This is a genomic window from Bradyrhizobium aeschynomenes, from assembly GCF_013178945.1.
Classification (GTDB): domain Bacteria; phylum Pseudomonadota; class Alphaproteobacteria; order Rhizobiales; family Xanthobacteraceae; genus Bradyrhizobium; species Bradyrhizobium aeschynomenes.
Map to the genome: position 1 here is coordinate 1 of NZ_JABFDM010000052.1, position 315 is coordinate 315.

Genomic DNA, 315 nt, shown 5'->3' on the forward strand with positions numbered 1-315 from the left:
AAAATCTCAAAAAGTAGTTATTTAGGAGGTAACTAAAATGGAAAAGTTAATGGTATTAAATGAAGAAAAATTGAGTTATGTAATTGGTGGAGGAAATCCTAAAGTAGCACATTGTGCTAGTCAAATTGGTAGATCAACGGCTTGGGGTGCAGTTAGCGGTGCAGCTACTGGAACTGCAGTTGGTCAGGCAGTTGGTGCATTGGGTGGTGCTCTTTTCGGTGGGAGTATGGGCGTTATCAAAGGCTCAGCAGCATGTGTAAGTTATTTAACGCGTCATAGACATCATTAATTGTTTTTGAGTAAAATGTGAAAGGC

At 39.7% G+C, this 315-nt stretch carries 1 protein-coding gene; it reads left to right on the top strand.

The window, feature by feature from the left end:
- Positions 1 to 37 precede the first annotated feature (37 nt).
- Positions 38 to 289 (top strand): bacteriocin class II family protein, encoded by a 252-nt coding sequence (locus HL666_RS34765; protein ID WP_003549751.1) that lies wholly within the window; start codon positions 38 to 40, stop codon positions 287 to 289.
- The last annotated feature ends 26 nt before the right edge of the window (positions 290 to 315 follow it).

Bases quoted from the DNA above. Each gene is read 5' to 3' on its own strand.
- HL666_RS34765 (WP_003549751.1), top strand. From the start codon at position 38: ATGGAAAAGTTAATGGTATTAAATGAAGAAAAATTGAGTTATGTAATT.